General features: G+C 68.9%; 20 protein-coding genes. 11 read left to right on the top strand and 9 right to left on the bottom strand.

What is annotated here, in order from left to right; genetic code table 11:
* Positions 1-2 precede the first annotated feature (2 nt).
* Both rocF and CLU95_RS11920 read right to left on the bottom strand, forming a co-directional pair.
* Complete coding sequence (gene rocF / locus CLU95_RS11925; protein ID WP_099793331.1) at positions 3-926, bottom strand: arginase; 924 nt, start codon at positions 924-926, stop codon at positions 3-5.
* A complete protein-coding gene (locus tag CLU95_RS11920; RefSeq protein ID WP_099793329.1) occupies positions 923-2,974 on the bottom strand; it encodes a prolyl oligopeptidase family serine peptidase in 2,052 nt (683 codons plus the stop codon). The genes rocF and CLU95_RS11920 overlap by 4 nt, the downstream gene beginning before the upstream one ends.
* Before the next feature lie 245 nt (positions 2,975-3,219).
* On the opposite strand from CLU95_RS11920, the gene CLU95_RS11915 reads away from it, so the two are divergent.
* The 5 genes from CLU95_RS11915 to CLU95_RS11895 all read left to right on the top strand — a co-directional run bounded on the left by CLU95_RS11915 (position 3,220) and on the right by CLU95_RS11895 (position 7,694).
* Positions 3,220-4,914: a WS/DGAT/MGAT family O-acyltransferase gene (locus CLU95_RS11915; protein ID WP_099793327.1), complete on the top strand. Its 1,695-nt coding sequence runs from the start codon at positions 3,220-3,222 to the stop codon at positions 4,912-4,914.
* Positions 4,915-5,059: 145 nt separating this feature from the next.
* Positions 5,060-5,614 carry a hypothetical protein gene (locus CLU95_RS11910; protein WP_099793325.1) on the top strand — a complete coding sequence of 185 codons (555 nt, stop codon included), beginning with the start codon at positions 5,060-5,062 and terminating at the stop codon, positions 5,612-5,614.
* A gap of 55 nt (positions 5,615-5,669) precedes the next feature.
* Entirely contained in the window at positions 5,670-6,170 is a 501-nt protein-coding gene (locus CLU95_RS11905) for a phasin family protein (protein ID WP_099793323.1), read from the top strand.
* A gap of 30 nt (positions 6,171-6,200) precedes the next feature.
* Positions 6,201-6,836, top strand: a complete 636-nt coding sequence (locus CLU95_RS11900; RefSeq protein WP_070063831.1) for a TetR/AcrR family transcriptional regulator — start codon at positions 6,201-6,203, stop codon at positions 6,834-6,836.
* 84 nt (positions 6,837-6,920) lie between these two features.
* The gene (locus tag CLU95_RS11895) at positions 6,921-7,694 is read left to right on the top strand and encodes an esterase/lipase family protein (RefSeq protein WP_099793321.1); all 774 of its coding nucleotides are present in this window, start codon (positions 6,921-6,923) and stop codon (positions 7,692-7,694) included.
* A gap of 76 nt (positions 7,695-7,770) precedes the next feature.
* On the opposite strand, the gene CLU95_RS11890 is transcribed toward CLU95_RS11895, so the two are convergent.
* The 3 genes from CLU95_RS11890 to CLU95_RS11880 all read right to left on the bottom strand — a co-directional run bounded on the left by CLU95_RS11890 (position 7,771) and on the right by CLU95_RS11880 (position 13,362).
* Positions 7,771-10,989: a bifunctional cytochrome P450/NADPH--P450 reductase gene (locus CLU95_RS11890; protein WP_099793319.1), complete on the bottom strand. Its 3,219-nt coding sequence runs from the start codon at positions 10,987-10,989 to the stop codon at positions 7,771-7,773.
* Between the two features lie 399 nt (positions 10,990-11,388).
* Complete coding sequence (locus CLU95_RS11885) at positions 11,389-12,648, bottom strand: branched-chain amino acid ABC transporter substrate-binding protein (RefSeq protein ID WP_099793317.1); 1,260 nt, start codon at positions 12,646-12,648, stop codon at positions 11,389-11,391.
* Positions 12,649-12,681: 33 nt separating this feature from the next.
* Positions 12,682-13,362, bottom strand: a complete 681-nt coding sequence (locus CLU95_RS11880) for a TetR/AcrR family transcriptional regulator (RefSeq protein ID WP_099793315.1) — start codon at positions 13,360-13,362, stop codon at positions 12,682-12,684.
* Positions 13,363-13,447: 85 nt separating this feature from the next.
* Here CLU95_RS11880 and CLU95_RS11875 point away from each other — a divergent pair, with 85 nt between their 5' ends.
* From CLU95_RS11875 to CLU95_RS11860, 4 genes are all read left to right on the top strand, one after another.
* Positions 13,448-15,091: an AMP-binding protein gene (locus CLU95_RS11875; RefSeq protein WP_257214609.1), complete on the top strand. Its 1,644-nt coding sequence runs from the start codon at positions 13,448-13,450 to the stop codon at positions 15,089-15,091.
* 16 nt (positions 15,092-15,107) lie between these two features.
* Positions 15,108-18,404 (top strand): carboxyl transferase domain-containing protein, encoded by a 3,297-nt coding sequence (locus CLU95_RS11870; RefSeq protein WP_099793313.1) that lies wholly within the window; start codon positions 15,108-15,110, stop codon positions 18,402-18,404.
* 65 nt (positions 18,405-18,469) lie between these two features.
* Positions 18,470-19,804: a GDSL-type esterase/lipase family protein gene (locus CLU95_RS11865; protein ID WP_180288583.1), complete on the top strand. Its 1,335-nt coding sequence runs from the start codon at positions 18,470-18,472 to the stop codon at positions 19,802-19,804.
* A 111-nt stretch (positions 19,805-19,915) separates the two neighbouring features.
* The gene (locus tag CLU95_RS11860; RefSeq protein ID WP_099793309.1) at positions 19,916-20,290 is read left to right on the top strand and encodes a YXWGXW repeat-containing protein; all 375 of its coding nucleotides are present in this window, start codon (positions 19,916-19,918) and stop codon (positions 20,288-20,290) included.
* 32 nt (positions 20,291-20,322) lie between these two features.
* Here CLU95_RS11860 and CLU95_RS11855 read toward each other — a convergent pair whose 3' ends face one another.
* The gene (locus CLU95_RS11855; protein ID WP_099793307.1) at positions 20,323-21,564 is read right to left on the bottom strand and encodes a S1 family peptidase; all 1,242 of its coding nucleotides are present in this window, start codon (positions 21,562-21,564) and stop codon (positions 20,323-20,325) included.
* Positions 21,565-21,590: 26 nt separating this feature from the next.
* A complete protein-coding gene (gene purU, locus CLU95_RS11850; RefSeq protein WP_099793305.1) occupies positions 21,591-22,448 on the bottom strand; it encodes a formyltetrahydrofolate deformylase in 858 nt (285 codons plus the stop codon).
* 69 nt (positions 22,449-22,517) lie between these two features.
* Between purU and CLU95_RS11845 the strand changes: the two genes are divergently transcribed.
* Positions 22,518-23,852 (top strand): aminotransferase class III-fold pyridoxal phosphate-dependent enzyme, encoded by a 1,335-nt coding sequence (locus CLU95_RS11845; protein WP_099793303.1) that lies wholly within the window; start codon positions 22,518-22,520, stop codon positions 23,850-23,852.
* Here the strand turns inward: CLU95_RS11845 and CLU95_RS11840 are convergent.
* The gene (locus CLU95_RS11840) at positions 23,836-24,609 is read right to left on the bottom strand and encodes a ChaN family lipoprotein (protein ID WP_257214608.1); all 774 of its coding nucleotides are present in this window, start codon (positions 24,607-24,609) and stop codon (positions 23,836-23,838) included. The genes CLU95_RS11845 and CLU95_RS11840 overlap by 17 nt on opposite strands.
* A 120-nt stretch (positions 24,610-24,729) precedes the next feature.
* On the opposite strand from CLU95_RS11840, the gene CLU95_RS11835 reads away from it, so the two are divergent.
* Entirely contained in the window at positions 24,730-25,785 is a 1,056-nt protein-coding gene (locus CLU95_RS11835; RefSeq protein WP_099797244.1) for an AbrB family transcriptional regulator, read from the top strand.
* A gap of 70 nt (positions 25,786-25,855) precedes the next feature.
* On the opposite strand, the gene CLU95_RS11830 is transcribed toward CLU95_RS11835, so the two are convergent.
* Positions 25,856-26,170 carry a BTH_I0359 family protein gene (locus CLU95_RS11830; RefSeq protein ID WP_099793299.1) on the bottom strand — a complete coding sequence of 105 codons (315 nt, stop codon included), beginning with the start codon at positions 26,168-26,170 and terminating at the stop codon, positions 25,856-25,858.
* Positions 26,171-26,174 lie beyond the last annotated feature (4 nt).

Here is a 26,174-nt window from a genome sequence, read left to right as displayed (position 1 = left end):
GCTCAGCGCACCAGCGTGGACTTGCCGAACAGGCTCTCGATCAGCTCCACCGCCACCTCGGCCGTCTGGTTGCGCACGTCGAGCGCGGGGTTGAGTTCCACCACGTCGACCGAGCCGAGCCGGCCGGTGTCGGCGATCATTTCCATGCACAGCTGCATCTCGCGGTAGGTCGGCCCGCCGCGCACGCCCGTGCCCACGCCGGGCGCGTCGGCCGGGTCGAGGCAGTCGAGGTCGAAGCTCACGTGCAGGTGGGTGTCTTCGTCCACGTCCTGCAGCGCCTCGGTCATGGTGGTGCGCATGCCGTTCTCGTCGATGTGGCGCATGTCGAACACGGTCAGGTCGAGCGTGCGGATCGCTTTTTTCTCGTCGTCGTCCACGCTGCGGATGCCGATGAAGCGGATCGCGTCGTGCGCCAGCGCCGCGGGTTCGCCGCTCCAGCCCGTGAGGCCCGCGGGCCCGTGGCCCAGCAGGCACGACACCGGCATGCCGTGCAGGTTGCCGCTGGGGCTCGTGGTCTCGGTGTTGACGTCGGAGTGCGCATCGAGCCACAGCACGCGCAGCTTCTTGCCGCGCTGGCGTGCGTGCCAGGCCACGGCGCTGATCGAGCCGATCGCCAGGCAGTGGTCGCCGCCCAGCATCACCGGCACGTGGCCGGCGCCCAACGCGGTGTCGACGGCGGCGTACACCGAGCGGTTCCACGCGATCACTTCGGTGAGGTGGCGCAGCCCGTTGGCGGGTGGCGCCCACGGCGTGGCCGGGCCCGCGAGGTTGCCGCGGTCGAGCACCGTGAAGCCCTGGCCCGCCAGCGCTTCGGCCAGGCCGGCCACACGCAGCGCGTCGGGCCCCATGCCCGCACCGCGCACGCTGGCGCCGATGTCGGTCGGTGCACCGATCAGTTCGAGGGTGGCGGCGGTGCTGCTGTTCATGTCGGTCTCCCGATGTGGTGCCAGAGGTAGGCGTAGCCGAGCGCATCCATGAAGGCGGACGCCTTGTTGTCCGCGGCGGCGCTGTGGCCGCCTTCCATGTTTTCGTAGAAGCTGCTGTCGTGCCCGAGCGCGAGCAGCTTCGCGTGCATCTTGCGCGCATGCACGGGCCCCACGCGGTCGTCGCGCGTGGAGGTGGTGAAAAGCGCCGGCGGGTAGGGCGTGCCGGCCTTGGCGTTCTCGTAGGGCGAGAAGGTCTGGATGAATGCCCACTCGTCGGGCTGTTCCGGGTCGCCGTACTCCGCGATCCACGAGGCGCCGGCCGACAGCTGCGTGTAGCGCTTCATGTCGAGCAGCGCCACCTCGCTCACGATGGCGCCGTACAGCTGCGGGTACAGCGTGAGCATGTTGCCCATGAGCAGGCCGCCGTTGCTGCCGCCCATGGCGCCCAGGTGCGCGGGCGAGGTGATGCCGCGTGCGAACAGGTCTTGCGACACGGCCGCGAAGTCTTCGCAGGTGCGCAGGCGGTTCTCCTGCAGCGCGGCCTGGTGCCAGCGCGGGCCGTACTCGCCGCCGCCGCGGATGTTCGCCACCACGTAGACGCCGCCACGTTCCAGCCAGGAACGGCCGATGCCGCCGCTGTAGCTCGGCTCCAGCGAGATCTCGAACCCGCCGTAGGCGTACTGCAGCGTGGGGTTGGTGCCGTCGGCCACGAGGTCCTTGGCGGCGACTTCGAAGTAGGGCACGCGCGTGCCGTCCGCCGAGGTCGCGAAATGCTGGCTCACGCGAAAGCGCGAGGCGTCGAAGAAGCCGGGGCTGTGCTTCAGCGGCTGCGGCTCGCCCTGGCCGAGGGTGCCGATGTACAGCGTGGTCGGCTGCAGGAAGCCGCTCACGGTCAGGAAATAGTCGTCGTTCTCGGTCTCGTCGATGCCGCCGGCCGCCACGCACGAGAGCGCGGGCGCGCCGCCCAGGCTGTCGCGCGCCCACTCGCCGAGGCCGTCCGCCGGCGGCGTGAGCACCTCGAGCCGGTTCACCACGTCGTGCATCACGTTGAGGATGAGGTGGTGGCGCGTCCATGAGTAGTCGTCGAGCGCGGTCGTGTCGTCGGGTTCGAACAGCAGCGTGAGCTCGCGCGCGCCGGCCATGTAGTCGTCGAAGCGCGCGGCCAGCAGCGAGCCGGCGGTGTAGGTGCGGCCGGCCACGGTCCAGTCTTCGCGCGGCTCGATCAGCAACCACTCGCGCGTGACGCCGGTGTTGGCGTCGTCGGGCACGTCGAGCTTGGCCAGCGTGCCGTCGGGCGCGCGCAGCCAGGTCTCGCTGTCGTAGAAGTCGATCTGGCGCGAGACGAAGTCGCGTTCGAAGCCGGGCGTGTGGTCGCTCCAGGCGCTCACCGACATGTCTTCGTGCGCGCCCTCGTACACGGTGACGGCTTCGGCCAGCGGCGTGCCGCGCCGCCACTCCTTCACCAGGCGCGGGTAGCTCGAGCTGGTCATCGAGCCGGGGCCGAAATCGGTGCCCACGTAGAGGTGGTCGATGTCTTTCCAGGTGACGTGGTTCTTCGCCTCGGGCAGCGCGAAGCCGCCTTCGACGAACGTCATGCTCACGAGGTCGAACTCGCGCACCACGTCGGCATCGGCACCGCCGCGCGACAGCGAGATCAGGCAGCGTTCGTAGGCAGGCTCCAGGCAGTCGGCGCCGTGCCAGACCCAGTTCTCGCCGTCTTCGGCGGCCAGTGCGTCGAGGTCGAGCACGGTCTCCCAGTCGGGCTCGGGCGTGCGGTATTCGGCGAGCGTGGTGCGGCGCCACAGGCCCTTGGGGTGCGCCTTGTCGCGCCAGAAGTTGTAGTACAGCGCACCGATCTTGCTGACCATCGGAATGCGCGCATCCGAGTCGAGCACCTCGAGCAGGCCCTGCTCGATCGCCTGGAAGTCGGGCGACTGCGCATGGGTGTGAACGGTGCGTGCATTCTGCTGGCGAGCCCAGTCCAGAGCGGCTTCGCCGTCGATGTCTTCGAGCCAGAGGTTGTCGTCGTTGTCGTGCGCAGAGGTCATGCGGCACAGTGTACGAAGCCCCCGTGACTGCGGCGGCCTGTGAGCAGGTGTTGCGGCCTGGTTGCGGCCTGTAAGGCACGTCGATTTTTTCATTACAAGTGGACGCGCATCCCCTCAGAGCTTGGGACAAACCCCTGTCTCGCGCGTGCCTTCCCCCGGTGGAAACACTGAAGAAGCGAAGGCCACGAACGCCATGCCCACGGTATCCTGCCGAACGGCGCTTGCCCCAACGAGGAGAACCACACATGAAACACCTGAGCGGTCTTGATGCCACCTTCCTGCACCTGGAAACCCCCGAGATGCCGATGCACGTGGGCTCGCTCAACGTGCTGGATCTGCCCAAGGGCTACAAGGGCGACTTCTACGAAGACGCCAAGGCGTTCATGGCCAGCCGCATCCACCTGGCCGACGTGTTCACGCGCAAGCTCGCGCTGATGCCCTTCGACATGTCCAACCCCGTGTGGGTGGACGACGACGACATCGACATCGACTACCACGTGCGCCACATCACGCTGCCCAAGCCCGGCACCAACCGCCAGCTGCAGCAGTACGTGGCACGGTTGCATTCCACGCTCATCGACCGCAGCCGCCCGATGTGGGAGTTCTTCATCATCGACGGCCTGCAGAGCGGCCAGGTGGCGCTGTACACCAAGGTGCACCATGCGGGCATCGACGGGCAGGCCGGCGTCGAAGTGGGCAAGGCCATCTTCGACCTCGAGGCCACGGGCCGTGTGATCAAGCCGCCGCGTTCGCGTCCGCGCAGCAGCGGCTACCAGCTGGGCATGGCCGAGCTCGCCACCGCCGCGCTGCGCAACACGGCGCAGCAGTACGTCAAGCTCTTCAAGATGGCGCCGGCCATCGCACGCGCCATCGGCGGCCTGGCCAAGCCCGACGAGAAGGCGGCCGACAAGGCCGCGGCCGCCGCGCCGAAGAAGTTCAACCTCTTCGCGCCGCGCACCTCGCTCAACGTGTCGATCACCAACCAGCGCACCTTCGCGGGCCGCACCATCTCGCTGGCCGAGACCAAGTACATCGCCAAGCACTTCGGCGTGACGCTCAACGACGTGGTGCTGGGCACCGTGGCCGGCGCACTGCGCCACTACCTGGCCGACAACAACGAGCTGCCGGCCAAGCCGCTGGTGGCCGGTGTGCCGGTGAGCCTGCGCGAGGCCGGCGACCAGACGGCCAACAACCAGGCCAGCATGATCCTCGTGAGCCTGGCCACCGACATCACCGACCCGGTGCAGCGGCTGAAGGCGATCAACACTTCGTCGAACAGCTCCAAGTCGACGATGAACCGCTTCAAGGCGGTGATCCTGGACGACTTCCCGACCTTTGCCGCGCCCTGGCTGATGTCGGGCATTGCCTCGATGGTGGGCCGTTCGGGCATCGTCAACCTGCTGCCGCCGGCGGCCAACGTGGCCGTCTCGAACGTGGCGGGCGCACCGTTCCCGATGTACTTCGCGGGCGCGCTGGTCACCTGCTACTACCCCGTGTCGATCGCCAGCCACGGCACGGCGCTCAACGTCACGGTGCAGAGCTACAACGGCCGCATGGACTACGGCCTGATCGCCTGCCGCCGCGCCGTGCCCGACATCACCGAGATCGGCGACTACCTGCTGGCCGAGCACAAGCTGCTGATGGCGCTCACCGAGAAGCACCCGTCCGCCGCCGGCGCGACGGCTGCGCCCAAGCCCGTGGCCGCGCCTGCGCCGGAAGAGAAAGAAGAAGCCAAGGCCGCAGCTCCTGCCCGCAAGCCGGCCGCGCGCAAGAAGGCACCGGTGAAGGCTGTCGCAGCCAAGAAGAAGGCGCCCGCCAAGGCCGCACCAGTGAAGGCGGCAGCGAAGAAAGCCCCTGCGAAGAAGGCTGCAGCGAAGAAGGCTGCGCCCCGGCCTGCGGCCCGCAAGGCCGCCGCATCGCCCCGCGCCGCTGCGGCATGATCGACAGGCGGGCCCGGCCTGGGCAAAAAATTGGGGCAGTTGGACTAGTTTTCCGACCGTTCTAGTTTTCCAGGCCTAGGCCTTGCGGAAGATGATTGGCCCATCGCGATTCCCCGCGAGCCCATCAACTTCAAGGAAATCTCACATGTCCACGCAAACCAACATCGCTTCCGCCGCCATCCACGTCGTCGGCCAGTACAACGACGCCGGCAAGACCCTGGTCGGTGCCTACCGCACCGGCGTGCAGCGCCTGCTGGGCGGTGCCGCTTCGCGTTACAGCGAGTTCCTGGGCAACCGCCAGATTCCGCTGGTGAGCGAACAGATCAAGGCCAACCTGATCGGCGCGCAAGAGAAGGTGCATGGTTTCCTGTCGAACCGCCTGGACATCGACACCAGCCGCATCGTGAACGCGATGGACCGCGTCGCCGCCGGCACCACCAGCGGCATCGAAACCGTCGCCAACCGCGTCGCGCAGATCGAATCGCCCGCTGCCACCACCGTGCTCAACGCCCTGTCGACCGTGAACCAGCCCTTCGCCACCGTGTCGGTGCAAATCGCTGACCGCATCGTCGCCGGCACCAAGCAGATCGAAGCCCGTGTGAGCGGCACCGAAGAAGCTGCCGCCCCCGTGCGCACCGTGAAGGCCAAGGTCGCTGCGGCCAAGAAGCCGGTTCGCCGCGCTGCCCGCAAGGCGGCCTGATCCCGGGGCGCTGACCGCGCCCTTTTCATTTCTACCGCCCCTGGAGCACCACCGCATGGCGACCCGTCCCGATGACACTGCAAAGTTGAAGAAGAGGGCGGCGCCTGCGAAGAAGGCTCCGGCGGCCAAGAAGAAAGCCGCGCCCCGCAAGGCGGCGCCGGCTGCGAAAACACCGCCTGCAGACACTGCTGCTGCGGGCACCAACAAGGCCGAAGCGCTGCTGCGCGCCGGCCTCAAGGCGCTGGACAACGTGCGCAACGACGTCGCCAAGCGCCAGGCCAACGTGATCGAAGGCCTGCTCGGCATCGGGCAGGGCAAGGCCGACGCGGTGGGAGCGAAAGCGGCGCTGACGCGCGGCTTCCCCAGCCTCGACACCTTCGGCATTCGCAAGTTCGAGGACGTGTTCGACCAGCGTGTCGCCACCGCCCTGCAACGCCTGGGCATGCCCAGCGCCGACGAGGTGCAGGCGCTGCGCGACGAGGTGACGCAGTTGCGCGAACGCCTCGCGAAACTCGAGAAACCGTCCAGTTCAGGCAGCTCCAGCGGCAAGCGCTGAGCGGCACACAACGCACGCACCACGCCGCTTGTGGCCAGCTCCAACACCACGCGCGATCGCATCCTGCAGACCAGCCTCGCGCTGTTCAACGCGGAAGGTCTTCCGGCCGTGTCCACGCACAAGATCGCGGCCGAGCTCGGCATGAGCCCGGGCAACCTGCACTACCACTTCAAGGCCAAGCAGCTCATCGTCGAATGGCTGTTCCGGCGCTTCGAGCAGCGGCTCGAAGTGCTCAACGGCTCGTCGGCTTCCATTGCCGCCATCGACGACCTGTGGCTCGCATTGCACCTGCGCTTCGAGGCCATCGACGAATACCGCTTCATCTACCGCGACATGGCCTTCCTGGCCAGCGAGTACCCGGCCCTGGGACAGCGCGCCCAGGCCATGACCGCGCAGAACCTGCTGGCGGCCCAGACGCTGTGCGAAGGGCTGGTGGCGTCGGGCGTGATCGAGACCAGCGCCGAGCAGGCGCGCATCCTCGCGCTGCAGATGGTCTTCACCACCACCTGCTGGCTCTCGTTCGAACGGCTGGTGCCCGGACGCGACGCCCTGGCGCAAGCCGACCCCGGGTTGGCGGCTTTCTACACACTCACGCTGGTTTCTCCGTATGTTTCCAGCGAATCGAGGGCTTATCTTGATTACCTGAGGGGCAAATACCTCGGATAAATGAAGCTGTCGTCCGACGGGGAATGCAACTTCGCACCCCCATCTTCGTCCTACAGAAGAAAGAACAGAAAGGAAGCCGCCCTCATGACCACCGCCACCCACGAACCCATCGCCCCGCCGTCGCGCCTGCTCTTGCTGGCCGAAGCGCGCGCCCTCTGGGAAACCGGCGCCGGCCTCGCCATGTGGCCCTTGCTGCAGCTCGCGCCACGCGGCGACGGGCACCCCGTGCTCGTGCTGCCGGGCCTAGTGGCCAGCGACGTGTCCACGCTGCTGCTGCGCCGCTACCTGTGCAGCCGCGGCTACGACGCCCATGGCTGGGGCCAGGGCCGCAACCTGGGCCCGCGCGCCGGCGTCGAAGACGGCATGGTCGACCTGCTCAAGACCCTGGCCGACAAGAGCGGCCAGAAGGTCAGCGTGATCGGCTGGAGCCTGGGCGGCGTCTACGCGCGGCTGCTGGCCTCGGCGCAGAAGGACCTCATCCGCAACGTGATCACGCTGGGCAGCCCGTTCTCGGGCAGCCCGCGCGCCACCAACGCCTGGCGCGTGTACGAAGGCGTGAGCGGCCAGAGCTCGCACGACCCGCGCCGCATGAAGTTCGTCGAACCCACGCCGCCCGTGCCCACGACCTCGATCTTCAGCCGCACCGACGGCGTCGTCGCGTGGCGCTGCAGCCTCGAGAAGACCGGCCCGCAGTCCGAGAACATCGAGGTGGTGGCAAGCCACCTGGGGCTCGGCGCGCACCCGGCCGTGCTCTATGCGGTGGCCGACCGGCTGGCGCAACCCGAGGGCGAGTGGAAGCCGTTCAACCGCGGCATGCTCGGGCCGCTGGTGTACCCGGACCCGGATCGCACCGCCTGACCTGAGGCGAACACTCCCCATAAAAAAGAGACCGGCAATTGCCGGTCTTCTTCTTTGGGGCTACAGACTGGGTTCTTCAGGCCCCGGCCCACACGTCGAGCACATAGCGCTGCTCGGCAATCATCCGGTCCATCCATGCCGCGCTGTCCTGCCCGTGCTCGCGCGCGAGGTCGCTGAGCGTGCGGCGCACGTCGGGCTCCATGCGCGAGCCGTCGCCGCACACGTACACCACGGCACCGGCTTCGAGCAGCTTCCACACGGCCGCGCCCTGTTCGCGGATCAGGTCCTGCACGTAGACCTTGCGGTCGCCGGCGCGCGAGAAGGCCGTGTGCAGTTTCATCAGGCCGCGGTGCGACCAGGCCTGCAGCTCCTCGGCATAGATGAAGTCCTGCTCGGGGTGGCGGCAGCCGAAGAACAGCATCGCTTCGCCCAGTGCCTCGCCGCGCTCGACCTGCGCCGCGCGCGCCTGCAGGAAGCCGCGGAACGGCGCCAGGCCGGTGCCCGGGCCGACCATGATGAGCGGCCGGTTGGCATCGTCCGGCAGCCGGAAGCCTTCGGCCGTGGTCTCGCGGATCACGCCGTGCACGGTGTCGCCGGCTTCGGCGCGCGCCAGGAAGTTGGAGCACACGCCCTCGAAGGTGCCGTTGCCCGACATCGCGGGTGCGCTCACCACGCCCACCGTCACGCTGCAGCGCCCCGGCGTCATCGTCGGCGAGGACGAGATCGAGTAGTAGCGCGGCGACAGCGGCGACAGCATTTCCAGGAACACCGCGAACGGCACCTGGCAGGCGCGGTGTTCTTCGAGCAGTTCCAGCAGCGACTTGCGCTTGTGCAGCACCTCGGCCTTGTACGCGGCCTGCGAGGCCTCGTCGCTGCCTGACAGCGCGACGAGCTTCGGCTTGGTGAAGGGGCACTCGGTGTACGCCGCGAGCGTGGCGATCTGCTTGCGCGTGGCCACGTCCTGCAGCTCGACGTAGTCGCCGAGCAGACGATCGACCGCGATGACCTGGTCCACCGGCAGCGCCGCCTTGCGACCCGGCACGGCCTGCAGCCGCACGTGCGCCGAGCGGTCGAAGCCGAAGCGCGCCATCGCGCGCTCGACCTGCGCGGGGCTGTTGCGCGGCACCACGCTCAGGTGGTCGCCGGGCACGTAGTTCACGCCTTCGGGCAGCGTCAGCTCGACGTGGCGCGTGGAGCGTCCGGCCTCGCCGTTGGCACCCGCGCTTTGCAACTCGCGGTTCTCGATCACGCGCAGCGCCACGGCGCCGAGCGCATCGACCAGTGCGTTCTTCTGCGGCGGTGGCAGCTCTTCGAGCGTGTACAGCGGCTCGGCCTCGGCCGGCGTGTCGGCGCCGTTCTTGATGTCGAAGGCCTTCACCAGTGCGGGCCACAGCGCGTCGCTCCAGTCCTGGAAGGCGCCGTCCATGTCCTCGCGCGCATCGCCTTCGCCGCGTGCGTGCACGCGGTCGGCGCCCAAGGCTTCAAGCCGTTCGTCGATGCGGCGCGGCACGGCCTGGTAGGTGGCGGCCCAGTCGGTGTTGCCGCAGCCGAACACGCTGAAGCGCACGCCGTTGAGCGCGTCGTCGGCCTTGTCGAGCCAGCGATGAAACTCCGCCGCGTTGTCGGGCGCCACGCCGTTGTACGAGGCGCAGACGATCGCCACCGCGCCGCTGGCCGGCAGCCGCTCGGCGTAGTCGTCGAGCGAGGCGAGCTGGGTCGAGAAGCCGCGCAGCTCGCCGGCCTCGGCCAGCTGGCGCGCCAGGTCTTCGGCCGTGCCGAGGTTGGAGCCTTGCAGCACCAGCAGCGAGGTGCCGTGGCGCGCGGTCTGCGGCTTGCGCACGGCGGGCTTGACCGGCGCATCGGGCGCAGCCGCTGCCTCCGCGTTGCCACGCGGGCGCGAGGCCGGGTCGCGCAGCAGCGCCTTGATCTTGAAGTTCTCGGGCTTGATCGTCAGCGCTTCCTTGATCTTGAGCTTGTAGCCCGTGTGATCGACCAGGTTGAAGCGCTGCAGGATCATGCCCAGAGTGAGCACCGCCTCTTGCAATGCGAACTGGCGGCCGATGCAGGCGCGCTGCCCGTTGCCGAAGGGCTTGAAGGCATTCACGGGCCGCTCGCGCTCGGCCTCGCGGCTGAAGTGGTCGGGGTTGAACTGGTCGGCGTTCTCGCCCCAGATGCCCTTGTCACGGTGCAGCGCCAGCGCATGCATGATGACCATGTTGTTCTTCTTGATCGTGTACTGGCCGCCGATCGTCGTGTCTTCCTTGGCACGCATCGAGATCGCGGGTGCGGTCGGGTACAGGCGCAGCGATTCCTTCAGCACCTGCATCACGTACTGCAGCCGGTTGACCTGCGCGTAGGTGGGCTTTTGCGTGGTGTCGCCGCCGAACACGCTGTCGACCTCGGCCTGCGCCTTGGCCATGGCCTCGGGGTTGTTCAGCAGGAAATAGATGGCGAACGACAGCAGGCCGCTGGTGGTCTCGTGCCCCGCGATGAGGAACTCGATGCACTCGTCGCGGATCATCTTGTCGGTGAGCTTCTCGCCGCTCTTCTTGTCCACGCCCGCGATCATGTAGCTCAGCAGGTCGGGCTTGGTGGCGATGTCGGCACCGCTCGCGCGCCGCTCCTCGATGATGTCTTCCACCATCTTGTGCATGTAGCGGATGTCCTTGCGCTGCTGCGCCAGCTCCTTCTTGAGCATCAGCTCCTCGAGCGGCAGGCCGCGCCGGTTCTGCACCGTCTCCAGCGTGCGAACCATCGCATCGACGAAAGGATGGAAGCCCTCGCGGTAGAACGAGTTGAAGCGGTAGCCGAAGCCGCACAGGCCGATGGTGTCGAGCGTGAGCGCGGTCATGTCGCGCACCACGTCCACCTCTTCGTCGAAATTGAGGCGCTCCCACTTGGTGACCAGCTGCCCTGCAATGTCCAGCATCATCGGGTGGTAGGCCTGCATCGCGCGCTGGCTGAAGTTGGCCAGGAGGATGTTGTGCGGCTTCGACCAGGTCTCTTCGTGCGTGTCGGAGGTGAAGAGGCCGTGCGACGCCGCCCGCAACCGGCGCAGTGCGCCGCGCGTGCTCTTGTCGAAACGCGGCTCTTCGCAGAGCTCGTCGACCAGCGCGGGCGACGACACCACGATCACCGGCATGCCCGGCATGTCGAGCCAGTAGATGCCGCCGAGGTCCTGCGCGATCTTCCACATGTCGAGCACCGGCGAGTCGGAGCCGATGGACAGCAGATTGCCGACGAAGGGTTTCTTCGCCGGATGGGGGATCGGATGGAGCGAGTTCTTTCCTGCCATGTGTGCCTTCTTGTGCCTGCGTAGGGACCCGCTTCGGATGTCCGGGATGCGAATCCGGAGTATCCCGATGGCACAGGGGGTGGGCAGGACGGGGTTTCCCTTAGGAGGCGTCGGGGGCGTTCACACAGTCAGTTCAGGGCGCGATCACGCCGACGGGGCACCTTGCTCCGCGAATGTCCTCCGGCCTGCGGCCTCCCCCTTGATTTCGCTGCGCAAGGCACCCCATCAGCGTGATCGTCATTCACCGTGGCTGTTGATCGGCCGCAAGCGCAGAGCGTGCCCTCGTGCACAGGGCACTGGGTGCTCCCCGCAGCGAAATCAAGGAGGAGGGCGCAGCCCGGGGGACATTCGCGGAGGGAAGTACCCGGTGGCCTGGGCACGTCCCCCGAAAGCACTCAATCAGGGCCGGACCATCTTGCAGTCGGTCCCTTGCGCCAGCTCGTTCCCGGTATAGACCGCATCGGTGCGGAAGCCGTAGTTGGTGCCTTCCCAGCCCGTCTTCACGGTCTTGCCATCCACCGGCGCGATGGTGTTCACCACCTGCGGAAGCAGCAGCTGGTGGTCTTCGCCGCGCATGCGCACCGGGCCCACCACCGAGTCGAAGCTCAGGTCTTCGAGGGCGCGTGCCACCTTCACCGTGTCGGCGCTGCCGGCCTTGGCGATGGCCGCGGCCAGCAGGCGCGGCGTGAGGTCGATGCGCGGCGCGAGGAAGTCCTTGCCGGTCTTGGCCTTGTAGGCCTTGGCGAGCGCATCGACCTTCGGCGTGTCGGCCTGGCCCGGGTGCCATTCGGCCACCCAGGTCAGTTGCCCCGTCTTGGCCTGCGACACGGCGGTGACCGTGCCGGGCACCGAGCCCGCGCTGTGGTTGAAGTAGCGCAGGTTGTAGCCCGCGTCGCCCGCGGCCTTCAGCAGCAGCGTCATGTCCTGGCCCCAGTTGCCGGTGATGACCGAGTCGGCGCCGCTTTGCTTGATGTTCGCGATGTAGGGCGCGAAGTCTTTCACGCGGCCGATGGGGTGCAGCGTCTCGCCGACGAACTGGATGTCGGGGCGCGCCAGGCCCACCAGCTGGCGGCCGTAGCTCGCCCACTGCTTGCCGTGGGCGTAGTCCTGGTTGAGCAGGTAGACCTTCTTCACGTCCGGCGTCTTCTTGATGTAGTTGGCCAGCGCCTTCATCTTCATCGCCGTGTTGGCCTCGGTCTGGAAGTGCCAGAAGCTGCAGCCCTTGCCGGTCATCTCGGGGTCGATCGACGAGTGGTTCAGCACGATCAGTTCCTTGCCCGGGTTGCGCTGGTTCCAGCGCGCCACGGCCAGCACCAGCGCTGTCACCACCGACGAGCCCGAGCCGCCCGTGACGATCGCTTTCGCGCCCTGGTCAATGGCCGCCTGCAGCGCGCTCTGGCTTTCCTGCGCCGAGAGCTTGCTGTCGAACTGCAGCAGCTGCAGCTTCATGCCGCCGAGCACGCCGCCCTTGGCGTTGATGTCCTCGATGGCGTACTGCGTGTGCATCAGCATCAGCTCGCCCACGTTGGCAAACGGCCCCGACAACGGATCGATGTAAGCGATCTTGTAGGTCGGCTGCTGCGCCTGTACCGCGGTGCCGGCGATGGCAAACAGGGAGGCAAGGGCGATCCGCGCCAGGGGCGCATGCGTGAGCTTCATGAGGTGTCTCCGGAGGGTGTGTGAAAGACGGAATCAGTGCTTCGCGCGCAGCCCGATCACGCGGCTGGCCAGCTTCGTGAGCTGCGCCACCACCTCGTCGGGCGACAGGCGCCCGCCCGGGCGGTACCAGCTGTAGAGAAAGCCCGGCAGGCTGCAGGCTGCGAGCGCGGTGATCTTGGTTTCGTCGAAGTCGAGGTCGCCGTCGCGCCGGGCTTCTTCGAGCAGCGGGCACAGCAGGTCGTAGAAGTGGTGCGCGAGCTTCTTCTGTGCTTCGAGGTATTCGGGGCGGTACACCTGCGGCTCGCGGTACGCGAAGAAGGCCACCGGGTGGTGCGCGATGGTGGCGCGGATCAGCCCCTCGATGCCTTCCATCACCTTCTCGCTCGCGCGGCGCGGGTCGGTGGCGGCGAAGTCGAGCGCGGTGAAGCAGTCGACCGCGGGGCGCCACGACAGCGTCTCGAAAATCTCCTGCTTGTCGCGGAAGTAGTAGTACACGAAGGGCTTGGTCACGCCCAGATCGCGCACGATCTGCGCCATGGTCGTGTTGGCATAGCCCTGCGCGGCAAAGAGCTGCGCCGCCGCCTGCAGGATGCGCTCGCGCTGCAGGTCGGTGCCCTGCGTGGCCGCGCGCTGGCGGCCCGTGCCCTGCGGCAGGTGCGGTTGTGCCGCGTGCGTGGCAGAGGGTTTGTTCGGTGTCGCGGAAGTTATACCCATGGGTAGGATTGTTCGTGCACGATGCCGCATTGGCAAGCGCCGGCCCTTTGCAGGCGGCTATCGATAACCCTGAGAAAGTGACGCCATGGAGACAACGCCCGCCACCCCCGCACGTCTGAAAGAGCTGCCGCCGCGCGTGCAGCAGCCGCTGCACGCCTACCTGCGCGACCACGCACGCACGCGCGGCGACGCCGCCGCCTGCGTCTGGTACGGCCAGGCCCTGAGCTGGGCCGAGCTCGACCGCGCGAGCGACGCCTTCGCCGCGCGCCTGCAGGCCCTGGGCGTGGCCAAGGGCGAGCCCGTGGTGCTGTTCCTCAACAACTGCCCGCAGTACCTGGTGGCGCACTTCGGCATCCAGAAGATCGGCGCCATCGTCTGCCCGAGCGGGCCGCTCAACAAGGAGCACGAGCTGGCCTACCAGGTCAACGACCTGAAGGCGCGCGTGATCGTCGCGGCCGCACCGCTCCTGCCGGTGGTGCGCAAGGTGCAGGCCGAGAGCGCGCTCGCGCATGTGTTCGTGGTGCACTACGCCGACCTGCTGCCCGCCGAGCCCACGCTCGACCTGCCCGCCGAACTCGCCGCGGAGCGCACGGCCGAACGCAGCGTGCCCGAAGGCTGCGAAGACTTTCTCGCCGTGATGCGCAGCGGCGCCACGCCGCAGCCCGTCGCCATCGACATGGACGACATCGCGCTCATGACCTACACCTCGGGCACCACCGGCCTGCCCAAGGGCGCGATGCTCAGCTACGGCAACGCGCTCTTCAAGACGCGCGCCGCGGCCGACTGCAACGGCGTGGGGCCGGACGACGTGCTGCTGTCGATCGCACCGCTGTATCACATCGCCGGCATGCTGATGGGCGTCAACGTGCCCGTGCTCAGCGGCGCCGCCTCGGTGCTGCTGCACCGCTTCGACCCGCGCACCGTGCTGCAAGCCATCGACCGCTACAACGTCAGCTGGTGGTACAGCATCGCGCCGATGAACGTGGCCTGCATGCAGGTGCCCGACATCGCCCGCTTCGACCTGGCTAGCCTGAAGATGAACCCCGTGACCAGCTTCGGCATCGCCTTCACCGAACCGCTGGCCGCGCAGTGGCGCTCGCACGCGAACCACTGCAGCTCGTTCGAGGCCGCCTACGGCCTGAGCGAAACCCACACCTGCGACACCTACACGCCGCACGAAGCGCCGCGCTGGGGCACACAGGGCGTACCGGTGCCGGGCGTGACCATCCGCATCATCGACACCGACACCCAGGCCGACATGCCCACGGGCGAAGTCGGCGAAATCGTGCTCACCAGCGCCGGCTCGTTCAAGGGCTACTGGAACAAACCCGAGGCCACGGCCGCCACCTTGCGCAACGGCTGGGTGCACACGGGCGACATGGGCAAGCTCGACGCCGACGGCTACCTCACCTTCATCGGCCGCTTCAAGGAAATGATCAAGGTCTCGGGCTACAGCGTGTTCCCCGAAGAGGTCGAGACCATCCTCATCAAGCACCCGGCGGTGGCGCAGGCGGCCGTCATTGCGCAGCCCGATCCCGAGAAGGGCGAGGTCGTGAAGGCCTTCATCGTGCGCAAGCCCGGCGCCGCGCTCGAGGCCGATGCGCTCGTGGCCTGGGCGCGCGAGAACATGGCGAGCTACAAGGCGCCGCGCGCCGTGAGCTTCATCGACGCATTGCCGACCACCGGCGCGGGCAAGGTGCTGCGCCGCCTGCTCAAAGACAAGACCTGAAAGAAAGGCTGACTGCGTGTTTTCCAAAGTTCTGATTGCCAACCGCGGCGAGATCGCCGTGCGCCTGGTGCGTGCGCTGCGCGACCTGGGTATCGCCAGCGTGGCGGTGCATGCGCGCGACGACGCCACCGCGCTGCACGTGCAACTGGCCGATGTGGCGGTGGCGCTCGATGCGACCGGCCCCTCGGCCTACCTCGACGTGGCGGCGTTGATCGCCGTGGCGAAGGCGCAAGGCTGCGATGCGGTGCATCCCGGCTACGGCTTCCTCAGCGAGCGTGCCGACTTCGCACAGGCCTGCGCCGATGCAGGCCTGGTCTTCATCGGCCCGACGCCCGAGCAGCTCGGCCTGTTCGGCGACAAAGCCCGTGCGCGTGAACTCGCCTCGCAATGCGATGTGCCCGTGATGCCCGGCAGCGCGGGCGCGGTGACGCTCGCGCAAGCGCAGGCCTTCTTCGCCGAGCAGCACGCGCAGGGCGCGGGCGTGATGGTCAAGGCCATCGGCGGCGGCGGCGGGCGCGGCATGCGCGCCGTGCTCACGGCCGACGAGCTGCCCGAGGCGCACGCGCGCTGCATGTCCGAAGCCAAGGCGGCGTTCGGCATCGAAGGCGTGTACGTCGAGCGCCTGATGCGCAATGCGCGGCACATCGAAGTGCAGGTGCTCGGCGACGGCAGCGCCGTGGCCAGCCTCGGCGAGCGCGAGTGCACGCTGCAGCGCCGCTTCCAGAAGCTGGTGGAAATCGCGCCCAGCCCGTCGCTGCCCGAGCCACTGCGCGCGCAGGTCACGCAGGCGGCGCTGCGCATGGCGAAAGCCGTGGGCTATCGCGGCCTTGGCACGTTCGAATTCCTGGTCGATGCCGCATCGGCCACCCTGCCTTTCGTCTTCATCGAAGCGAACCCGCGCCTGCAGGTCGAGCACACGGTGACCGAGGCGGTGACGGGGCTCGACCTCGTGCAGCTGCAGCTCGCCGTCGCCTCGGGCGAAACCTTGAACGCACTCGGCGTGGAGGCCGACCGCACGGCGCCGCAGCGCGGCTTCGCGGTGCAGTGGCGCATCAACGCCGAGACGCTCGATGCGCAAGGCAACGCGCGCCCCGCGGGCGGCACGCTCGCGCGCTTCGACCTGCCGGCCGGCCCCGGCGTGCGCGTCGACACGCACGGCTATGCGGGCCTCGCGCCCTCGCCGCACTACGACACGCTGCTGGCCAAGCTCATCGTGCATTCGCCGTCGCCGCGTTTCGCGGACGCGCTGCGCCGCTCGCTGCGCGCGCTCGACGAATGCCACATCGACGGCATCGCCACCAACCTGCCGCTGCTGTGCGCCATTGCCGCGCGGCCCGAGTTCGCGACGCAGGCCGTGCACACGCGCTTTGTCGAAGCGCACCTGGGCGACCTGCTCGCCGATGCGAAGGCGTTTGAAAAGCACACGAAGAAGGTGACCGCACCTGCCGCCGCGAGCGCACCGGTGCAGGAAGAGGACGAAGACGACGGCCTCACCGTCAAGGCGCCGATGCCCGCGAAGCTGGTGCAGTTCGAAGTCGCGGTGGGCGACGTGCTGCCCGCCGGCGCGCAGCTCGGCGTGCTCGAAGCCATGAAGATGGAGCACCTGCTGCACGCGCCCGTGGCCGGCCGCGTGCTCGCGCTGCTGGCCGCGCCCGGCGACTACCTCGTCGAAGGCCAGTCGCTGGTGCGGCTGGAGGCCGTCGATGCGCAGGGCGTCGAGGCACAGGCGCGCATCGCGCACGACCTCGACGCGGTCCGCCCCGACCTGCAGAAGGTCATCGACCGCCATGCGCCCACGCTCGATATCAACCGCAAGGCCGCCGTCGACAAGCGCCATGCGCAGGGCGGGCGCACCGCGCGCGAGAACATCGCCGACCTGTGCGACACGGCCGAAGACCCCGGCAGCTTCATCGAGTACGGCGCGCTCGCCATCGCCGCGCAGACGCGCCGCCGCTCGCTCGAAGACCTCATCGCCAACACGCCGGCCGACGGCATGGTGACGGGGCTGGGCAGCATCAACGCAAAGCAGTTCGGCCCGGAGAAATCGCGCTGCGCCGTGCTGGCCTACGACTACACCGTGCTGGCCGGCACGCAGGGCATGCGCAACCACCACAAGACCGACCGCCTGCTCGCGGTGGCGCACCAGCTCAGGCTGCCGGTGGTGCTGTTTGCCGAAGGCGGCGGCGGGCGGCCGGGCGACACCGACATGCCGATCGTCGCGGGCCTGAACAACCACACCTTCAGCCAGTTTGCGGCGCTCTCGGGCAAGGTGCCGGTGGTCGGCATCGTGCACGGGCGCTGCTTCGCGGGCAACGCGGCGCTGCTGGGCTGCGCCGACGTGATCATCGCCACCAAGGGCAGCAACATCGGAATGAGCGGCCCCGCGATGATCGAAGGCGGCGGCCTGGGCACCTTCGCGCCCGAGCAGATCGGGCCGAGCAGCGTGCAGTCGCGCAACGGCGTGATCGACATCCTCGTGGAAGACGAAGCCGCTGCAGTCGCTGCGGCCAAGCAGTACCTGTCGTACTTCCAGGGCCCGGTGAGCGACTGGCAGTGCGCCGACCCGCGCACGCTGCGCCACGTGGTGCCCGAGAACCGGCTGCGCGTGTACGACGTGCGCGCCGCGATGCGCGGCGTGGCCGACACGGGCTCGCTGCTCGAACTGCGCGCGGGCTTCGGTGCGGGCATCGTCACGGCGCTGGCGCGCATCGAAGGCAAGCCGGTCGGCCTCATGGCGAACAACCCGCACCACCTGGGCGGCGCGATCGACGTGGAGGCGGCCGACAAATCCGCACGCTTCATGCAACTGTGCAATGCCCACGGGTTACCGATCGTGTCGTTGTGCGACACGCCCGGCTTCATGGTCGGGCCCGAGATCGAGGCGCAGGCGCAGGTGCGCCACGTGTGCCGCATGTTCATGGTGGCCTCGCACCTGCGCGTGCCCTTCTTCGCGGTGGTGCTGCGCAAGGGCTACGGCCTGGGCGCGCAGGCCATGACCGCCGGCGGCTTCGACGCGCCCGTGTTCACCGTGGCCTGGCCCACCGGCGAGTTCGGCGCGATGGGCCTCGAAGGTGCGGTGCGACTGGGTTTTCGCAAGGAACTCGCGGCCGCGCCCGAAGGCGCGGAACGCGATGCGCTGTTCAAGCAGCTGGTGGCGCAGCAGTACGCCAACGGCGAGGCGATCCACATGGCGCAGACGCTGGAGATCGATGCCGTGATCGATCCGGCCGACACGCGCAGCTGGCTGGTGCGCGGGCTGGCGTCGGCGACGCGGCCGGCCGAAGCGGTCTCGGCGTACGTCGACACCTGGTAACCCAGGGTTAGACCTCGTCACCTGCGCGGGCAAGGCGGCTCCGTACACTGGGCCGCTTTGCACGCATGAACCCTTCTGCCCGCTGGCGCGCGCGTCTGCGCGACGCCGCTGTCTCCCCCGCACACTGGTTGGTCGTTCTCGGCCTTGCGGTGCTGCTCGTGGGTGTGCAGGCGGTGTGGGCGGAGAAGCTCGAACCGCCCGCGCGGCAGCCGGCCGAGGCCCGTTGGGTCGCGAGTTGGGCCGTGGCGCCGCTCGATTTCGCCGAGCTGGATGCGAACCCCGCCACGGCCGCCATCGGCGGGCCGGGCGACCATGTCTTCCGCGGCCAGACCCTGCGCCAGATGATGCGCCCGACGCTCGACGGCGAGCGCATCCGCGTGCGGGTGTCCAACCGCTTCGGCAAGGCGCCGCTGCGCATCGCCGCCGCCACCGTGGCACTGGGCACGGGCGGCGACGCCGTCTCGCCGGCCTCGTTGCGCACGCTGCGTTTCGGCGGCCGTGCCAGCGTCACCGTGGCGCCGGGGGCGGAAGCCTGGAGCGACGGCGTGGCGCTGAACGTCGCGGCGGGTCAGGCCGTGGCCGTGAGCCTCTTTCTCGACCGCGCGACACCGTTCGCCACGATGTACCTGCAGTCCACCGACACGGGCTGGCTGGCCCACGGCAACGTCGTGGCGTCGCCCCGGCTGCCGAAACCGACGGCGCTGCCGATGAGCCACATCGTGACCGGGCTCGACGTGCTCACCACGAAGCCCGTGCGCACCGTGGTGGCGTTCGGCGATTCGATCACCGCGGGCGGTGGCGAGTCGGGCGATGGTTCGTACCCCGACATGCTCGCCACGCGGCTGCGCGACAGCCCGCAGGCTGCGCACGCGGTGTCGGTGATCAACGCCGGCATCGGCGGCAACCGGCTGCTGGTGGACGGCATCGGTCCCGACGGCCTGTCGCGCTTCGCGCGCGACGCGCTGGGCCAGAGCGGCGTGACGCACGTGATCGTACTGCTGGGCACCAACGACATCGGCCGCGCCATCTTCGCGGGCATCCCCGGCCTGAAGGTGCCGCCGCACGACGTGCCCACGGCCGAGCGCATCACCGAGGGCCTGGGGCAGCTCGTCAAGCAGGCGCGCGCCAAGGGCGTGAAGGTGCTGCTGGGCACCGTGCCGCCCTTCGGCAACACGCTCTACGGCACCGACGCCAACGAGGCCATGCGCGAGGCCGTGAACCGCTGGGTGCGCAGCCGCCAGGACGTGGACGGCGTGATCGACTTCGATGCCGTGCTGCGCGACCCCGCCGCACCGCGTCAGCTGAATCCCACATTCGACAGCGGCGATCACCTGCATCCCAGCCGCGCCGGCCACGCCGCCATGGCAGCGGCCATCGACCTGCGCGAACTGCAGGAATAAAGCGCGGCCATCCGGCGAAACAGCTCTACACAAGATTTCGCGCGGCGCTTACAGGCGCTTCACACGGTCCCGGCAGCATGAAGGCTCCTCCAACAACATGAGGGCTTTCTCATGAAAACACTCGCAGTCGCTCTTTCCATCGGTGCCGCCTCGCTGCTGTCGGTGGGCGCCCTGACCGTTCCCACGGCCGCGCAGGCACAGGCGGTGATCACCATCCAGGGGCCGCCGCCCGCGCCGCGCTACGAGCGCGTGCCGCCGCCGCGTCGCGGCTACGTGTGGTCGCCGGGTCACTACGAGTGGCGTGGCGGTCGCCATGTGTGGGTGCGCGGCGCGTACATGCGCGCCCGCCCGGGCTATGCCTACCGCGCGCCGGAATGGCGCGAGAACCATGGCCGCTGGGAATACAACCGCGGCCGCTGGGACCGCGATGGCGACGGTGTGCCGAACCGCCAGGACCGGCGCCCGGACAACCCGTACCGCAATTGATTGACAGGGAGTGCGCGCGGCGCGCTGCCGGGCTAGCGGATGCTCACCAGCTCGAGCACTTCGCTGACCTGGAACGCGCCGCCGCTCGCACCGCCGCGCGTCTGCACTTCGAAGCGGACGACGCGGCCCAGCTCCCGCGAGAACCACACGCTGGCGCGGTAGGTCCCGTACTGGTTGCCGCTCCAGGCGCCCGCGTTCGCGAAGCGCTGGGTGTGGCCGCGGTAGTCGATCTTCACCACCTTGAGCTCGCGGCCGTCGAACGGCAGCATGGCGGCGTCGTCCACCACGCTGGCGCGCAGGTCCATCTTGATCCGCGTGCCGCCCATGGTGGCGTCGTACTCGGAGGCCCAGGCCGCGTCGGGTTCCAGGCTCGGCCGGGCCCAGCCGCCCGGCGGCATGACGCTGTCGAACTCGCCGGCCACGGCCGTCGTGACGCCGATCACCTCGCCTCCGGGTTTCTCGACCCAGCCGCCGTTGTTGAAGCTGAGGCGGTCGTCGCCGGCGGTGGCCGTGTCCGCGCGGTAGATCACCTTGCGGTAGGTGTTGGTGAGGCGGTCGTGCAGCTGGTACTCCACGAGGTTCGGGCGTTGCAGCGACGCTGGAGCCGGCTGGGCGGCGAGGCGCTCGATGGCGCGTTGGCCGCGCGTCGGCAGCTCTGCGATCCACGCGGCCGGCAGGGCGAGGGTCGCCGGGGCCGAGCCCGCGACGAGTCCCGCCAGGCGACCTTGCGCATCGAACAGGCCGGCACCGGCGAGGCCCGCTTCGGTCGGCGTGGCCAGTTGCAGCGATTCGAGCGCGCCCGCGGCATTGCGGCGCACGCCGCCGAGCATGGAAATGCCGAGCGTCAGTTCGCGACCGCGTGGCGCGCCGATGACGTACAGCGGTATCCCGACCTGCAGCGCGCCCGCGGGCACGACGCCCAGGGTCGGCGACGCGAGGTTGGCGACGCGCAGCTGGCACAGGTCGCGTTCGACGTCGGGGAGTTCCAGCGCGGCGCCATAGCTCACGTTGTCGCGGCGCAGCGTCACGGCACTCGCCTTGGCCAGCAGCTTGCAGCTGGTGACGGCCGTGCCCGGGCCGGTCGCGACCGCGCTGCCGGTGGCCAGGAGCTTGCCCTGGGCGTCGCTGGCCTGCACGACCCAGACGCTGGGTGACACGCGCGCGAACAGCGCGTCGGGCGCCAGCGGGGCGCCGCCGACGCGTGCGTCCTGGGCGAAGGTGGCGGGCGCTGCCAGAGCGGCAGCGAGGGCGAAAAGCGGAAGCTGCAGGCGCATCTGGGAGCGGCGGTGAGGAGGGTTGGTTAGCGGAAGACGACCGTGCGGTGGCCGTTCAGCAGCACGCGGTGTTCGCTGTGCCACTTCACGGCGCGGGCCAGCACCTGGCTCTCGGTGTCGCGGCCGCGGGCCGTGAGGTCTTCGACCGTGTCGGTGTGGTCGGCGCGGGCCACGTCCTGCTCGATGATCGGGCCTTCGTCGAGGTCGGCCGTCACGTAGTGGGCGGTGGCGCCGATCAGCTTCACGCCGCGGTCGTGCGCCTGGTAGTAGGGCTTGGCGCCCTTGAAGCTGGGCAGGAACGAGTGGTGGATGTTGATTGCGCGGCCGGCCAGGCTCTTGCACAGGTCGTTGCTCAGGATCTGCATGTAGCGCGCGAGCACCACGAGTTCGGCGCCTTCGGCCTCGATGATCTCCAGCTGCCTGGCCTCGGCCTGCGCCTTGGTCGCGCCCGTCACCGGAATGTGGTGGAAGGGCACGTTGTAGCTGGCGGCCAGCTGGTAGAAGTCGCGGTGGTTCGAGATGATGGCGCGCACGTCGATCGACAGCAGGCCGCTCTTCCAGCGGAACAGCAGGTCGTTCAGGCAGTGGCCTTCCTTGCTGACCAGGATCACGGTCTTCATCGGCTGGGCGGCGGCGTGCAGTTGCAGGCTCATGCCGAAGCCGGTGGCGAAGGTCTTCAACTCTTCGCGCAGCACGGCTTCGCTGTGATCACCGCAGGCGAAGCGCACGCGCATGAAGAACAGGCCGGTGCCGTGGTCGTTGTATTGGGCGGCCTCTTCGATGTTGGCGCCGCGCTCGAGCAGGAAGCCCGAGACGGCGTGCACGATGCCCGTCCGGTCGGGACAGGAGAGGTTCAGGATGTAGGCGGGCGTTGGGGTCGTCATCAGGGGCGTAATTGTGGCAGGGGTGCCAGAATCGCGATTTTCCCTCTCCACAAACCGCAGGAGCGAGACATGGCCTTCCAGGACTTCAACATGGACAACCAATGGTTGCCCTTCACGCCCAACCGCCATTTCAAGAAAGACCCGCGGGTTTTCGTGGCGGCCGACGGCATGACGTTCACCACGCACGACGGCAAGAAGGTCGTCGACGGCATCTCGTCGCTGTGGTGCGTGGGCGCGGGCCACAACCGCAAGCCGATCAACGAGGCGATCAAGAAGCAGCTGGACACGCTCGACTACGCCACCGCCTTCCAGGTCAGCAACGACAAGGCCTTCAAGGCGGCCGAGATGATCGCCGCGCTGGCCCCGGGCGACCTGAACAAGGTGCTGTTCTGCAACTCGGGCTCCGAGGCCGCTGACACCTCCATGAAGGTGGCGCTGGCCTACCACCGTGCGCGCGGCGAAGGCCACCGCAACGTGTTCATCGGTCGCGAGAAGGGCTATCACGGCGTGGGCTTCGGCGGCATGTCGGTGGGCGGCATTCCGGGCAACCGCAAGGTGTTCGGCTCGGCCTTTTTGCCGCGCGTGGACCACATGCGCTTCATTCACGACCCGGTGAACCATGCCTACATCCACAACCAGGAGCCGGTGTGGGCCGAAGACCCGCTGGTCGAACTCGAAACCCGCATCCTGCCGCTGCACGACCCGAGCAACATCGCCGCGATCATCGTGGAGCCGGTGGCCGGTTCGGCCGGCTGGTACCTGGGGCCGCAGGGCTACCTGAAGCGCCTGCGCGAGATCTGCGACAAGCACGGCATCCTGCTGATTTTCGACGAGGTCATCACCGGCTTCGGGCGCATGGGCACCAACTTCGCGTCCGACTTCTTCGGCGTCGTGCCCGACATGCTGAACTTCGCCAAGTGCGTGACCAACGGCGTGATTCCGCTGGGCGGCGTGATCTGCCGCGACAAGCTCTACGACGCAATGATGAAGACCGACGCGCCCGAGCACGTGGTCGAGTTCTTCCACGGCTACACCTACTCGGGCCACCCGGTGGCCTGCGCGGCGGCGGTGGCCACGCTCGACCTCTACAAGGAAGAAAACCTGTTCGCGCGCGCCGGCGACATGGGCAAGGTGCTGGGCGATGCCTTCCACAGCACCTTCAAGGGCCTGCCGAACGTGATCGGCATCCGCAGCCTGGGCCTGGCGGCGGCGGTGGAGCTGGCGCCCATTGCCGGCTCACCGGGCAAGCGGGCGTACGACGTGTTCCTCGACTGCTTCCACAAGGGCGCGCTGGTGCGGGCCGCGGGCGACGTGCTGGTGATCGCGCCGCCCTACATCGTGGAGAAGCAGCACATCGACACGCTGGTCAACACGCTGGCGGATTCGATCAAGAAGTTCGCTTGAGCACGCCCGCGCAGTAGTCCACCGGCGGCAGCGACGGCGTGCGCCAGGTGGCGTCGTAGGCGGCGGTGTCGTCTTCGGCCGAACCGCCGGCCTGCAGGTGGACGGTCTTCACCGACACGTCGGTCGGCAGGTGCTGCGGCACGCCCAGCACCTTGGTGACGTGGCCCGCACCGGCGATCAACACCACCGTCTTGCCTGGTTGGCGGGCCTTCACCAGTGCCTGCGCCATGGCGCGGTCACGCCCGACCTGGATGCGCGTCATCGGGCCGATCTGCGATTCGGGCAGCAGCTTGCAATGGCCTTCGCGCACGGCCTCCTGCTGCGCGGCGTAGGCCTCGCCGTTGAGCTGCACGTCGAGCGAGACGTCGGCCATCGCGTCCTTCATGTGCGCGCGCTGCAGGTTGGCGCCGACCACCGGCACGCCGGCGCGCACGGCCGCCATCACGGAGGGGCCGTAGCGCGTCCAGGGCCAGGCCTTGCCGTTCCAGCCGAGGGCGGTCTGCACCTGGGCCTCGGTCGCGGTGGCGGGCAGGCGGGTGCTGCTGCGGCCTTCCTCGGCCATCTCGAGCGCCAGGGCGGCGAGCTGCCCGCGCTCGGCCAGGGCCTGCACGGTCTCGCGCTCGAGTGCGTGGTGTTCGGGGGCGTCGTGCTGCTCGCCGAGCAGCAGGGCATTGGCCGGCAGGAGGGCCGCGACACGGCGCGCGATGGGCGCCTCGGCGGACAGCGCGGCGCAGCCGGCGAGCAGGACGGCGGCCATCAGCGGCGCGAAGAGCCGGGAAGCGCGGGAAGGGCGAGGAAGCATCCCGCCATACTATGCCCGGCGCCCTGCACCGGGCTGTCGTCCTTTTCCGCCGTTTGACGTCGTTTGTTCCTGCCCGTGTCGTTCCGATTTCTCTTCCGCGTGCTGGCCACGCTGCTGCTGGCGCTGGCCGCCGCGCTCGCCTGTGTCGCGCTGCACACCCCGCTGCCCTGGATGATCGGCCCGCTGTTCGCGGTGTCGCTGGCCTCGATCGCCGGCTTGCCGACCGCGAGCCACACGCCGCTGCGCAACATGGGGCAATGGGCCATCGGCACCGCGCTGGGCCTGTATTTCACGCCGCAGGTGGTGACGCTGGTCGCTGGCGTGTGGTGGGCGATCCTGCTGGCCATCGGCTGGGCGCTGCTGCTGGGCTGGGTCTTCGGCCGCTGGCTGCACCGCGTGCATGCGGCGCGCATGCCGCACGTGCCGGCGAAATCCATGAGAGCCACGACTTACTTCGCAGGCGCCATCGGCGGCGCCTCCGAGATGACGCTGCTGGCCGAATCGGCCGGCGCGCGCACCGACCTCGTGGCCGCCGCGCACAGCCTGCGGCTGATGGTGGTGACGGTGACGATCCCGTTCGCGATGCAGTGGAGCGGGCTGCACGGCCTGGAGATCAACCCGCCCGGCGTGCGCGAGGTGAACCCGGCCGGGCTGGCCGTGCTGGTGCTGGCCACCGGCGTGGGCGGGCTGGTGATGCGGGCGCTGGGCCGCACGAATCCGTGGTTCATGGGGCCGCTGCTGGTGGCGATGGGTTTCACGGTCGCGGGGCAGTCGCTGTCGGCGGTGCCGACCTGGCTGTCGAACACCGCGCAGCTGGTGATTGCCGTGAGCCTGGGCGTGCGCTTCAGCCGCGAGTTTTTGCACACGGCGCCGCGCTGGCTCGGTTCGGTGGCGTTGGGCACGGTCGGCATGCTGGTGCTGTGCGCCGGCGCGGCCTGGCTGCTGGCGTGGGCGACGGGGCTGCACCCGGCCACGATGATCCTGGGCACCTCGCCCGGCGGCATCGCCGAGATGTCGATCACGGCCAAGGTGCTGCAACTGGGCGTGCCGGTGGTCACGGCGTTCCAGGTGTGCCGGCTGGTGGCGGTGCTGCTGATCGTGGGGCCGATGTACCGCTGGACCGAGCGCTGAGGGCCCGGGAGACAGGCAAAGAAAAAGCGCCCCGCGGGGCGCTTGTTTCGTTCGGGAGGGTCAGGCCCGCTCAGTGCACCAGCACCGGCGTGTGCGCCAGTTCGGCGTAGCCCTCGAGCGTGTCCTCGACCTCTTCCTGCGTGGGCGTGTTGAGCTGCCACGCGGCGATCTGCTGCTGGAACAGTTCGGCCCAGGAGCCGTCGAGGTAGACCTCCTTGCCCGATCGCTTGTCCACGATCTCGAAGCCGTGACGCTCCAGCACGGGGCCGTTGGGCTTCGTGCGGGGCTCGTCGCCGTCATTCGGCTGCACGTGCACGACGACGAAGGACTCGGAGTCGTAAAGCATGTTCATGGCGGGCCCTGTGAGGATGTCGATGGCGTTCATGGGG

The sequence above is a fragment of the Variovorax sp. 54 genome (assembly GCF_002754375.1).
In the GTDB taxonomy this organism is placed as follows: Bacteria; Pseudomonadota; Gammaproteobacteria; order Burkholderiales; family Burkholderiaceae_C; genus Variovorax.
This window is presented reverse-complemented; position numbering and strand designations above follow the sequence as displayed.

Bases quoted from the DNA above. Each gene is read 5' to 3' on its own strand.
- rocF (WP_099793331.1), bottom strand. From the start codon at position 926: ATGAACAGCAGCACCGCCGCCACCCTCGAACTGATCGGTGCACCGACC.
- CLU95_RS11920 (WP_099793329.1), bottom strand. From the start codon at position 2,974: ATGACCTCTGCGCACGACAACGACGACAACCTCTGGCTCGAAGACATC.
- CLU95_RS11915 (WP_099793327.1), top strand. From the start codon at position 3,220: ATGAAACACCTGAGCGGTCTTGATGCCACCTTCCTGCACCTGGAAACC.
- CLU95_RS11910 (WP_099793325.1), top strand. From the start codon at position 5,060: ATGTCCACGCAAACCAACATCGCTTCCGCCGCCATCCACGTCGTCGGC.
- CLU95_RS11905 (WP_099793323.1), top strand. From the start codon at position 5,670: ATGGCGACCCGTCCCGATGACACTGCAAAGTTGAAGAAGAGGGCGGCG.
- CLU95_RS11895 (WP_099793321.1), top strand. From the start codon at position 6,921: ATGACCACCGCCACCCACGAACCCATCGCCCCGCCGTCGCGCCTGCTC.
- CLU95_RS11890 (WP_099793319.1), bottom strand. From the start codon at position 10,989: ATGGCAGGAAAGAACTCGCTCCATCCGATCCCCCATCCGGCGAAGAAA.
- CLU95_RS11885 (WP_099793317.1), bottom strand. From the start codon at position 12,648: ATGAAGCTCACGCATGCGCCCCTGGCGCGGATCGCCCTTGCCTCCCTG.
- CLU95_RS11880 (WP_099793315.1), bottom strand. From the start codon at position 13,362: ATGGGTATAACTTCCGCGACACCGAACAAACCCTCTGCCACGCACGCG.
- CLU95_RS11875 (WP_257214609.1), top strand. From the start codon at position 13,448: ATGGAGACAACGCCCGCCACCCCCGCACGTCTGAAAGAGCTGCCGCCG.
- CLU95_RS11865 (WP_180288583.1), top strand. From the start codon at position 18,470: ATGAACCCTTCTGCCCGCTGGCGCGCGCGTCTGCGCGACGCCGCTGTC.
- CLU95_RS11860 (WP_099793309.1), top strand. From the start codon at position 19,916: ATGAAAACACTCGCAGTCGCTCTTTCCATCGGTGCCGCCTCGCTGCTG.
- CLU95_RS11855 (WP_099793307.1), bottom strand. From the start codon at position 21,564: ATGCGCCTGCAGCTTCCGCTTTTCGCCCTCGCTGCCGCTCTGGCAGCG.
- purU (WP_099793305.1), bottom strand. From the start codon at position 22,448: ATGACGACCCCAACGCCCGCCTACATCCTGAACCTCTCCTGTCCCGAC.
- CLU95_RS11845 (WP_099793303.1), top strand. From the start codon at position 22,518: ATGGCCTTCCAGGACTTCAACATGGACAACCAATGGTTGCCCTTCACG.
- CLU95_RS11840 (WP_257214608.1), bottom strand. From the start codon at position 24,609: ATGGCCGCCGTCCTGCTCGCCGGCTGCGCCGCGCTGTCCGCCGAGGCG.
- CLU95_RS11830 (WP_099793299.1), bottom strand. From the start codon at position 26,170: ATGAACGCCATCGACATCCTCACAGGGCCCGCCATGAACATGCTTTAC.